This window comes from Labedella endophytica (genome assembly GCF_003990045.1).
Taxonomy (GTDB): Bacteria; Actinomycetota; Actinomycetes; order Actinomycetales; family Microbacteriaceae; genus Labedella; species Labedella endophytica.
Window position 1 is genome coordinate 423781 of sequence record NZ_RZGZ01000003.1, and the last position, 10774, is coordinate 434554.

A 10774-nucleotide genomic window follows, 5' to 3' on the forward strand; every position below is an offset into this window, starting at 1 on the left:
ATCCGTCGGTCCTCCAGACGAAGGAAATCCGAATGTTCATGCGACTCGCCCTCCCCTTCCTCCTCAACTTCGCCCGACGGCTGTTCGGCGATGAGAAGCAGACCAAGAAGGGCCGCTTCTCCCGTTCCCGCGGTTCGAAGCGCTCGTCGCGACGCGGCTCGCGTTCACGCCGCCGCTGAGGACGACACACGTGTCGACCGAGTTCCGGATCGAGGGCACGGCCGTCGTGGGCATCCTGTCGTTCTACGACGAGTTGAATCGGGTCTTCATGGCCGGGGAGTCCTGGACGCTCGGGCCGAGCCTCGATGCGCTCGACGACATGCTGTACGGGGGCTACGGCGCCTTGCACGGCCTCGAGGGTGCGCGTGTCGTGTGGACGGACCACGCAGCGAGCCGCCACGCACTGGGGCGAAGCGAGACGATCGCGCACCACCGGTCGAAGCTCGACCGCCCGGGGACGTTCAACGCTGAACGAGCCCGATCGGCCATCGCCGACCTCGAGGCCGGCACCGGGTCGACCTACTTCGACACGGTGCTCGAGATCTTCGAGAGCCACCCGCGCATCGAGCTCGTACTCGCCTGAGGGTCTCGGAGGGGTGGGCGGGCCGCAGCCCGAGCACCCAAAACCACACCCGATCTGGTGACTGGTGTGACGGGTGAGTACTTGCGAGACTTCTCCTCGTGTCTGTCACTCACTCGCAAGAGCCGTCTCTCCTCACGCGGAGGACGATGCTCGCCGGCGCCGCTCTGGTCGCGGCGTCCTCCGTCGTGGCGGATGTGCTCCTCCACCCGGAGTCCGCCGATGCCGCCTCCGGCTGGTATCACCCGTTCACCACGCGCCGGGCCATCCGAAGCGACTTCGGCCCGCGATCGTCCCCCTGCGCCGGATGCAGCTCCTTCCATCGCGGTCTCGACTACTCGCCGGGCCGCTTCACCCCGATCCATGCCGTCAGGGCGGGAACCGTCATCTACCGTCGAGACGTCCTCGGTCACGGGCAGTTCGAGAGCAACAGCTTCGGCAACGTCCTGACGATCGATCACGGCGGCGGACTCCAGACCGTGTACGCGCATCTCGAGCGCGGTTCGGTCGCGAAACTCGGGTGGGTCGCCGCCGGAACCCAGATCGGACAGGTCGGACACAACGGCTCGTCGACCGGTCCTCATCTGCACATCGAGGTGCGACAGGACAACGCGAGCATCGACCCCGCTCCGAAGATCCATCTCGCCCCGCTCGCTCCGATCTCCTCCACAGCCAACGGCTCCAGTGACCTCGAAAGGCACGACATGCTCATGATCTCCAGCGCCACCGCTTTCAAGAACGTCACGGCGGGTTACACGGCCCTCGTCGGGTTCAAGAGCCTCCACCACCTCTCGCGCATCGAACGGGACGCCCTCATCACCCACGGCAAGATGGTCGTCCGGGCGATGGGCCCCGACGATTTCGAGGCGATCCTGCGCTCGCTACAGATCCCTCTCTCCGCGGCGGTCGGCGGGGCGAACTACGACGGCAACCGCTGATCGCTGGTCGTCGGTCGTCGGTCGTTGGTCGTTGGTCTCTGGTCGTTGCTCTCGGGTCGTTGGTCGTTGGTCGTTGGCCGCTGACCGCTGACCGCTGGTCGCTGACCGCTGACCGCTGGTCGTTGCTCTCGGGTCGTTGGTCGTTGGTCGTTGGTCGCTGGCCTCTTAGCCGTGACCACGTAGCGTGGGTGCATGGACTCTCCGTACACGTCGCTGACCGACTACATCGCCGTTCCCCGGGCGGAGGCGCTCACACTGTCTCCGGACGGCCGGAGCGCCGTCCTGACGGTCGCGACGCTCACCGCGGACGGTACCGCGTTCGAACGCTCTCTCTGGCAGATCGCGGCCGACGGATCGGGATTCCCGCGTCGACTCACGCGATCGGTGAAGGGGGAGAGCGGGGCCGCATTCACGGCCTCCGGTGACATCGTCTTCGTCTCCTCCCGGATCGACCCGGCGGCGACGGACGCCCCGGAGGTCGCTCAGCTCTGGAGGCTGCCGGCCGGAGGAGGCGAGGCGCGACCCGTGACCCGTCTGGCGGGAGGCGTTTCCGGCATCGCGGCGACGGCGCTCGCGGCCGAGACGATCGTCGTCGCGGCCGATCTGCTCCCGTCGTCCGCCACGCTCGAGGACGACGCGGCGTCGCGCCGGCTCCGCCGGGACAAGAAGGTGACCGCGGTCTTCCACGACAGCTATCCGGTGCGCTACTGGGATCACGACCTCGGGCCGGCGGAACCGCACCTGTTCGCTCTCGATATGGCGGCGGTTGCGGAGTCGGTCGCAGGATCCGCGCCGGATCGCGGCGACGTCGGCGGAGCCGACGGCACGGTCACTGATTCCTATCCGTCCGACCTCCCGCGTCCGACCGATCTCACGCCGCGACCCGGCCGATCGGCCGACACCGCCGGACAGGCCCTCACGCCGGACGGGCGGACGCTCCTCGTCGCCCTGCGCGTCCCTGAGCGGCGATCCGGTCGATTCGTCCTCGTCTCCATCGATGTGGCCACGGGCGAGCGTACAACCCTGATGGACGAGGATCGCGTGCACATCGAGTCGCCCGTGATCAGCCGGGACGGGGCGACGATCGCGTTCCTCCGGGTGCCCTTCCACACGCAGACGGCATCGGCCGATCAGGAGATCTGGGTCGCGGACATCGACGGTATGAACGCTCGGCGGGTCGCCGCGACCTGGGACCGCTGGCCCACCTCGCTCCGGTTCGACGCGCGCGGCGAGTCGCTCATCGCGACCGCCGACGACGACGGCCGCGGGCCGGTCTACCGGATCCCGCTCGACGGATCGGACCCCGTCCGGCTGACGAGCGACGACTTCTCCTACACGGACGTGTCCGTCGACCCGGCCACAGACGACCTCGTCGCCCTCCGGTCGTCGTGGACCGCACCGCCCCACCCCGTCCGTATCCATGCGGACGGATCGGTGACGCCGCTCGCCTCTCCCGCTCCGGTGCCCGAGCCGATCGGCACGATCACCGGGATCGAGACGACGGCGACGGACGGCACACGCGTTCGCGGTTGGCTCCTCCTCCCGGAGGGGGCGGACGCGGCCGCACCGGCTCCGCTCCTGCTCTGGATCCACGGCGGTCCCCTCAACAGCTGGAACGCCTGGAGTTGGCGGTGGAACCCCCAGCTCGCCCTCGCGAAGGGCTACGCCGTTCTCCTCCCGGACCCGGCCCTCTCCACCGGGTACGGGATCGACTTCATCGCACGCGGCTGGAACGCGTGGGGGGCTGCCCCCTATACCGACCTCCTCGCGATCACCGACGAGGCCGAACGTCGGGACGACATCGACGAGTCCCGGACCGCGGCGATGGGCGGATCGTTCGGCGGCTACATGGCGAACTGGGTGGCGGGGCATACTGACCGCTTCCGGGCGATCGTGAGTCACGCGAGTCTGTGGGCGCTCGACCAGTTCGCCGGCACCACCGACAACTCCGAGTTCTGGCAGACCGCGTTCACCCCCGAGGGGCTCGAGGCCAACTCCCCTCACCACGCCGTCCGCGACATCGTGACCCCGATGCTCGTCGTGCACGGGGACCGGGACTACCGCGTGCCCGTCGGGGAGAGCCTGCGGCTGTGGTCCGAGCTCGCCGAGCATCACGCCGCCGCCGATGGGACGACGCCTCACCGCTTCCTGCTGTTCCCCGACGAGAACCACTGGGTGCTGAAGCCCCAGCATGCGGTGCTCTGGTACGAGACCGTGTTCGCGTTCCTCGACGAACACGTCCACGGCCGGGACTGGCGACGACCCGAGTCGCTCGGTTGAGGCGCGGAGCCCCTCGGCCATGACCGTCCGTCTGCACCTCGAGACCGTCCTCCCTGTCCCGCCCGGCGTCGCGTTCGACCTGGCGCGAGACCTCGATGCCCATCTCGCCTCGATGCGCTCGTCGGGGGAGCGGATCGTCGCGGGCCGAACGGGCGGCCTCATCGGCGCCGGGGAGTTCGTCGCGTGGCGGGCCCGTCACCTCGGACTCCCGTTCACGCTGATGTCGCGCATCACCGCCTTCGAGGAGGGCGAGATGTTCGTGGACGAGGAGATCGCCGGTCCGTTCCGGAGCCTGCGTCACGAGCACCGATTCAGTGGGCACCCCGACGGGTGCCTCATGACGGACCACATCGTGTTCCAGGCGCCGTTCGGCCCGATGGGTCGTGTCGCCGAACGTTTCGTCCTCGAGCGCTATATGCGCGAACTCATCGAGGAGAGGAATCGTCATCTCGTCGGTGCCGCTCGCGAGTCCCGATCATTTCTCAGCGGGACGTCGGCTCAGCCCTGAACGGGGAACGAGTCGAGGGCTGAGACCGGGGAGCTCTTCGACGTCGGCACACCCGCTCCGCGACGATCGTCAATGCCGCGCCGCCCGTCGTTCGTGGTGGACGTCATGCTTCCACCATCGTGTCTCCGACGGAAGGACGTCGGCGGGGTCGGCGCGGTCTCAGGATCGGATGGATCGGACCGCCTCGACGGATCGGGATACGTCGTCGGCCACCGCGGCGAGATCACTGGTCGTCGTCCCGTGTCCCCACGTGAATCGGACCGCCGATCGGGCGATGTCCTCCGCGAACCCCATCGCGAGGAGAACGTGGGACGCTTCGGTGCGACCGGCGGCGCAGGCCGAGCCGCTCGAGGAGACGACGCCCCGGCGCTCGAGCTCGAGGAGGATCGCCTCGCCGCTGAGGCCCGGGAAGACGAACGACGCGTTGCGCGGGAGTCGGAGCGACGAGTGCCCCGTGAGCCGACCATCCGGCGTCGTGGCGAGGACGGCGGCGACGAAGCCGTCGCGCGAGACGACGTCCGAGCCGCCGCTCGCGCGTTCGTCCTCGGCCAGCTCCAGCGCCGTCGCGAGGGCGACGGCGCCCGCGACCGACTCGGTGCCGGAACGCCGCCCGCGCTCCTGACCGCCGCCGTGCACGAGCGGCTCGAGGTCGAGTCGACCGCGGAGGACGAGGGCGCCCGTTCCCTTCGGGGCACCGAGCTTGTGGCCGGAAAGCGTCAACGCGTCCACCCCGAGTTCACCGAGGCGCACGTCGAGCTGGCCAGTGGTCTGGACAGCGTCTGAATGCACGAGTGCGCCGACGGCGTGGGCGCGCTCGGCGATCTCCCGCACGGGTTGAACGGTTCCGACCTCGTTGTTCGCGTGCATCACGCTCACGAGGGTGGAGTCGGGGCGGAGGAGGGCGGAGATCTCCTCGGGGTCGACTCGCCCCGACGCGTCGACCGGAGCGACCGAGACCTGGAACCCGTGGAAGCGGACGAGGTACGCGGCGCTCTGGAGCACGGCCTCGTGCTCGATCGCCGAGACAATGATGTGACGACCGCGCGGGTTCGCGAGCGCGAGACCTTTGAGGGCGAGGTTGTCCGCCTCCGTCCCGCCGGCGGTGAAGACGACCCCGGTCGCGCGCACCTCGAGGGATCGTGCGATGCGCCGCCGCGCGTCCTCGAGGGCGACCGCCGCGGACTCGCCGACCGCGTGCACGCTCGACGGGTTGCCGAACTCCGTGGTGAGGTAGGGCCACATGGCCTCGATCACCTCCCGGCGCACCGGGGTCGTCGCGGCGGCATCGAGGTAGGTCACGAGCGCTCCGGGCCGGACTGGTTGTGCACGCGGATGTCGAGGCCGAGGTCGAGAGCCCGAGCGCTGTGGGTCAGTGCACCCACGGAGATGACGTCGACTCCGGTCTCGGCGATCGCGCGCACCGTGTCGAGCGAGACGGTGCCGCTCGCCTCCACGACGGCCCGTCCGGCGATGAGGGCGACACCGCGTCGGAGGTCGTCGAGCGAGAAGTTGTCGAGCATCACGGTGTCGGCGCCGCCCGCGATCACGTCCTCGATCTGGTCGAGCCGATCCACCTCCACCTCGACGTGGCTCGTGTGTGGCAGGCGCGAGCGAAGCGCCCGTAACGCGTCGGGCACGGACACTCCGCCGTTCGCGACGACGGCGAGGTGATTGTCCTTCACCATCACGGCATCGGAGAGGGAGTAGCGGTGGTTGCGTCCGCCTCCGCTCACGACCGCATGCTTCTCGAACGCGCGGAGTCCGGGCGTCGTCTTCCGGGTGTCGACGATGCGGGCGCTCGTACCGGCGACAGCCTCGACGAACCGGAACGTCAGCGTGGCCGTGCCCGACATGCGCTGCACGAAGTTGAGGGCGACGCGCTCCGCCTGGAGCACCGCCGGCGCATCGCCGTCGACGCGGGCCAGGACGTCGCCCGGGCCGAAGGCGGTGCCGTCGGGAACCACCTCGGTCACGGCGACGCGCGCGTCCACGAGCTCGAAGGCCGCCCGGAAGACGTCGCCTCCGCTGTAGACGCCGGGCTCGCGAGCCACGAGGGCCGCCTCCGCCCGGACGGGTGTGACGAAGAGGGCGGACGAGGTGAGGTCGCCCCAGGGAGCGTCCTCCACGAGGGCCGCGCGCACGGCGGTCTCGATCTCGAAACGTGTCAGCATGCGATGGTCTCCCTGATCTCTCTCGTCTTCCCGGTCTCCCCGGTCTGCCTCGTTCGTCCGGTTCCCCTGGTTTCTCCGGTTTCCCTGGTTTCGCTCGTTTCTCCGGTCTCCCTGGTCTCGTGATGACGGGGATGCGCGGCGGTCTCGGATGACCCGCCGTTCGCGCCGTCGGCGGTCAGCGGAACCCGTGTCGATACGCACCGAGCGCGCAGGAACTGCGGGCTGGCCAGCGCCGGATCGGTGGCGGGGTGGTCCGATCGGGCGTGCGCCCCCCGAGACTCGCGCCGCAGGAGGGCGGCGTGGGCGACGAGGGTCGCGACGGTCAGGGCATCGCGCGCTGCTCCCGTCGACGCGAGCGCGGCGATGCCGTCGATCGCGCGAACGAGTCCCTCCTCGGATCGGACGAGCCCGACGTCGTCCCACAGCAGCGTGCCGAGCGTCTGCGAGGTGTCCGGTGCTCCCGGACGGTCGGACGCCGGGATCGGGACGCTCGGAGCGGTGCGGGGATCGACCGGGAGAGGCGGGTGCTCGGGCGACGACAGCGCGCGAGCGGCGCGTGCACCGAACACGGCGCCCTCCAGGAGGGAGTTCGAGGCGAGTCGGTTCGCCCCGTGCACGCCGGTCCGCGCCACCTCTCCGACGGCGAAGAGCCCCGGCACGCTCGTCCGTCCGTCGAGATCCGTCGCGACCCCTCCCATCGTGTAGTGGGCTGCGGGGGTGACGGGGATCGGGGACGCGGTCCAGTCGTACCCCGCTGCGCGGACACGTCGGGCGATGCTCGGGAACCGGGCGTCGAGCCGGGCGCCGATCGCCGTCGCGTCGAGCACGACGGGTCGCCCGTTCTGGAGCCGCATCTCGGCGGCCATCGCGCGGGCCACGACATCGCGGGGGGCGAGCTCCGCGTCAGGGTGTACGCGCGACATGAAGCGCTCGCCGCGTGCGTTCCGGAGCACGGCGCCCTCGCCGCGAACGGCCTCGGACACGAGGAAGGATCCGGGGGCGGCGAGCACGCTCGGGTGGAACTGGACGAACTCGAGGTCCGCGAGCAGGGCGCCGGCACGGGCGGCGATCGCGATGCCCGACCCCGTAGCGGACCGGGGATTCGACGTGCGTGCGAACAGCCCGGCGAAACCGCCCGTCGCGAGGACGACGGCGTCCGCATCGAGGACGCGGGGCCCGTCCGGCCCCTGCCTGTCTGGACCCTGCACCGACGCGCCGATGACGGCGCCGTCACGCAGTACGAGGTCGATGAGGCGGGTGTGCTCCAGCACGACGTCGACCCGGTCGCGAACCACCTCCACGAGGACACGTTCGATCGCCGCCCCCGTCGCGTCGCCGCCCGCATGGAGCACGCGCGGTGCGGAGTGGGCCGCTTCGAGGGCTCGCGCGAGCCGTCCGCCCGAACGATCGAACGGCACCCCCAGGGCGATGAGCTCGCGCAGCCGTTCCGGCGCTTCGGTGCACAGCACCCGGACGGCGTCCTCGATGCCCATCCCGGCGCCCGCGCGCAGGGTGTCGGTGACATGGTTCTCGATGGAGTCGATAGACGCGCCGGGGTCGTCGTTCTCCGCAGGGAGGACCCCGGTGATGCCGCCCTGGGCCCACGCGGTGTTGGCCTCGTCGAGGGCCCCTCCCGAGATCAGCACCACGTCGTGATCGACCGCTGCGTGGAGAGCGGTCGTGAGACCGGCGATGCCGGACCCGATCACGACGACGCGGCGCCGGGCGCGCGCGGCCACGTCAGGCGACCGACACGGGCGGGCGGGCCGCGAGCATACGTTCGAGGGCGACCCGCGAGGGCACGGCGACGTCGTCGCCCACCGTGATGCGGTTGACGACCCGCCCGGCGACGAGCTCGTCGAGAACCCACGCGAGGTAGCCCGGGTGGATGCGGTACATGGTCGAACACGGGCAGATCACGTCGTCGAGGCAGAAGATCGTGTGCTGCGGGTACTGGGCCGCGAGTCGTTGCACGAGGTTGATCTCGGTGCCGATCGCGAACGTACTGCCGTCGGGTGCCGCCGCGATCGCCTTGGTGATGTAGTCGGTGGAGCCGCTCTCGTCGGCCGCGTCGACGACGGGCATCGGGCACTCGGGGTGCACGATCACACGGACCCCGGGGTGCGCTGCCCGGGCGCGATCGATCTGGTCGACGGTGAAACGCCGGTGCACCGAGCAGAACCCGTGCCAGAGGATCACACGGGCGTCCTCGATCGCGCGTTCGTCGTTGCCCCCGAGCGCGCGGTTGGGGTTCCAGAGCGGCATGGCCTCGACGGGCACGCCCATCGCCTTCGCGGTGTTCCGGCCGAGGTGCTGGTCGGGGAAGAAGAGCACCCGCTGGCCCCGTTCGAACGCCCACTCGAGGACCGTCTGTGCATTCGACGATGTGCACACGATGCCGCCGTTGCGCCCGCAGAACCCCTTGAGCGCCGCGGACGAGTTCATGTAGGTCACGGGGATGACGGGCACGCGACCGTCCGCGTCGGGCTCGGAGCCGTAGAGGGCGGTGAGTTCCTCCCAGCACTCCTCGACCTGGTCGATGTCCGCCATGTCGGCCATCGAGCAACCGGCAGCGAGATTCGGGAGGATGACCGCCTGGTCGGGAGAAGAGAGCAGATCGGCCGTCTCCGCCATGAAGTGCACGCCGCAGAACACGATCGCCTCGGCGTTCGTGCGCGCCTTCGCCGCGCCCGCGAGTTGGAAGGAGTCGCCGACATAGTCCGCGTACTGCACGACCTCGTCGCGCTGGTAGAAGTGGCCGAGGATGACGAGGCGCTCGCCGAGGAGGTCCTTCGCGGAGCGGATCCGGCGGTCGAGCTCCTCGGGAGGGGCGTCGCGGTAGAACGCGGGCAGCTGGCCCTGGCGGGGGGAGCCGGTCGGGAGCACGTCGCCGAGCGATGCGCCGGGACCGTACCCGGGGGCCTGCAGGTCGAACGTCCACGGCGCCTGCGCGAGATCGGGGCTGCACGTGTCGCCGGTGGTCGCCCCCCGCGCGATGTCGCGGATGGTGAGGTCGACGGATGCGGTGGAGGTCATGACGGGTCCCCGTTCGTTGTGAGAGGTGTCGGGAGAGCAGGGGCCGAGTCCGGGTTGATCGTGTCCGAGGTGATCGAGTCCGAGGTGATCGAGTCCGGGGCGATCGAGTCCGGGTTGATCGAGTCCGGGTTGATCGAGTCCGGTGTGATCGCATAAGGGGAAGGCGGCCCCGTGGCGTCGTCTGCTGCGTAGCGGTACAGCCGGGCGGGACGGTGCGCCCCCGAGCGGCGCGATTCGCCCGTCGCCTCGATGCGGCCCTGGGCATCGATCTGTCGGCGGAAGTTCGCCGGGTCGAGGCGCCTCCGCAGGACGGCCTCGTGGACCGCGCGCAGCTCGGACAGGGTGAAGGTCTCTCCGAGGAGCGACCGGGCGATGTCGCTGTACTCCATCTTCGTCCGCAGGCGCCAGAGGGCGTAGTCGACGATCGTGTTGTGGTCGAAGGCGAGCCGGGGGAGTCGATCGGCCGGGAACCAGCGCACGTTCTGCCCGATCTGGGCGCGTCGGGCCTCCTCACCGTCCACGAGGGCCCAGTACACGATCGAGACGACGCGCTCGCCGGGGGAGCGGTCCACGTCGCCGAAGGCGTAGAGCTGCTCGAGGTAGCGCGAGGTGAGGCCCGTGGTCTCGGAGAGTGATCGGGCGGCAGCGTCCGCGAGGCCCTCCTCGTGGCCGAGTGGACCCCCCGGGAGCGCCCACCGGCCGTCGTACGGGTCGCGGATGCGGCGGACGAGGGGCAGCCAGATGGTGGGCTCGTCGTTCTCCGCCGCGATCCCCTCGTCGCTGCGGAGCGCGAAGATGACCGTCGAGACCGCGAGCGAGGCGGACCCGGGTCGGTCGTGCTCGCGCGTGGTCGTCATGGCGTCTCCTTCGGGTTGCTTCGACTCTAACAGGCGACGACAACATAAAGTCGGAATGACTATAAGAACGTCTCGTTTCGGATCCGGCCGGTTCGTGCCCCGGCCGCTAGGCTGGGACCACAATCGAACATCGGGCCGCGTACGCGATGCGGGAGAGCCGGGCTCGCCCGGCACCGAAGGAGCAAGCCTCCCCGCCAATCTCTCAGGTTCTGTACCGCATCGAACTGGCCACTCTGGAAAGTGGACGCTCACTCGACCTCGTGTCGGGAGCGTCCCGCCGACGGTGAAAGTCCCGCACTGGTGTCCTCGACGACGGCACGGTGCGGAGCGAAACTCTCAGGCCCATGACAGAGGGGGAGTTCCCGACCAGGCGCGCATCGCGCCCTCGTCGCGGGCCGAGGCGT

General features: G+C 70.2%; 10 protein-coding genes and 2 riboswitches. Of the genes, 5 read left to right on the plus strand and 5 right to left on the minus strand.

From position 1 onward, the window contains the following. The first annotated feature begins 32 nt into the window (after window positions 1-32). From ELQ94_RS17325 to ELQ94_RS13025, 5 genes are all read left to right on the plus strand, one after another. Complete coding sequence (locus ELQ94_RS17325; protein WP_166404786.1) at window positions 33-179, plus strand: hypothetical protein; 147 nt, start codon at window positions 33-35, stop codon at window positions 177-179. Between the two features lie 11 nt (window positions 180-190). Then, the gene (locus tag ELQ94_RS13010; RefSeq protein WP_127050779.1) at window positions 191-583 is read left to right on the plus strand and encodes a barstar family protein; all 393 of its coding nucleotides are present in this window, start codon (window positions 191-193) and stop codon (window positions 581-583) included. A gap of 98 nt (window positions 584-681) precedes the next feature. Further along, entirely contained in the window at window positions 682-1518 is an 837-nt protein-coding gene (locus tag ELQ94_RS13015; protein ID WP_127050780.1) for a M23 family metallopeptidase, read from the plus strand. A 192-nt stretch (window positions 1519-1710) separates the two neighbouring features. Beyond that, complete coding sequence (locus ELQ94_RS13020; RefSeq protein WP_127050781.1) at window positions 1711-3798, plus strand: alpha/beta fold hydrolase; 2088 nt, start codon at window positions 1711-1713, stop codon at window positions 3796-3798. 19 nt (window positions 3799-3817) lie between these two features. Continuing rightward, a complete protein-coding gene (locus ELQ94_RS13025; RefSeq protein WP_127050782.1) occupies window positions 3818-4306 on the plus strand; it encodes an SRPBCC family protein in 489 nt (162 codons plus the stop codon). A gap of 159 nt (window positions 4307-4465) precedes the next feature. Here the strand turns inward: ELQ94_RS13025 and ELQ94_RS13030 are convergent, their stop codons facing one another. Genes ELQ94_RS13030 through ELQ94_RS13050 form a run of 5 tightly spaced genes read right to left on the minus strand, consistent with a single transcriptional unit; the run spans window position 4466 to window position 10370 of the window. After that, window positions 4466-5605, minus strand: a complete 1140-nt coding sequence (locus ELQ94_RS13030; RefSeq protein ID WP_127050783.1) for a cysteine desulfurase family protein — start codon at window positions 5603-5605, stop codon at window positions 4466-4468. After that, window positions 5602-6477 carry a carboxylating nicotinate-nucleotide diphosphorylase gene (gene nadC, locus ELQ94_RS13035; RefSeq protein WP_127050784.1) on the minus strand — a complete coding sequence of 292 codons (876 nt, stop codon included), beginning with the start codon at window positions 6475-6477 and terminating at the stop codon, window positions 5602-5604. Before nadC ends, ELQ94_RS13030 begins: the two co-directional genes overlap by 4 nt. Continuing rightward, window positions 6471-8216 (minus strand): L-aspartate oxidase, encoded by a 1746-nt coding sequence (gene nadB, locus ELQ94_RS13040; protein ID WP_127050785.1) that lies wholly within the window; start codon window positions 8214-8216, stop codon window positions 6471-6473. The genes nadC and nadB overlap by 7 nt, the downstream gene beginning before the upstream one ends. Window position 8217: 1 nt before the next feature. Next, window positions 8218-9513, minus strand: a complete 1296-nt coding sequence (gene nadA / locus ELQ94_RS13045) for a quinolinate synthase NadA (RefSeq protein WP_127050786.1) — start codon at window positions 9511-9513, stop codon at window positions 8218-8220. Next, window positions 9510-10370 (minus strand): NUDIX hydrolase, encoded by an 861-nt coding sequence (locus ELQ94_RS13050; RefSeq protein WP_127050787.1) that lies wholly within the window; start codon window positions 10368-10370, stop codon window positions 9510-9512. The genes nadA and ELQ94_RS13050 overlap by 4 nt, the downstream gene beginning before the upstream one ends. A gap of 139 nt (window positions 10371-10509) precedes the next feature. Further along, window positions 10510-10597, plus strand: a riboswitch (glycine riboswitch). A 1-nt stretch (window position 10598) separates the two neighbouring features. Beyond that, window positions 10599-10728, plus strand: a riboswitch (glycine riboswitch). Window positions 10729-10774 lie beyond the last annotated feature (46 nt).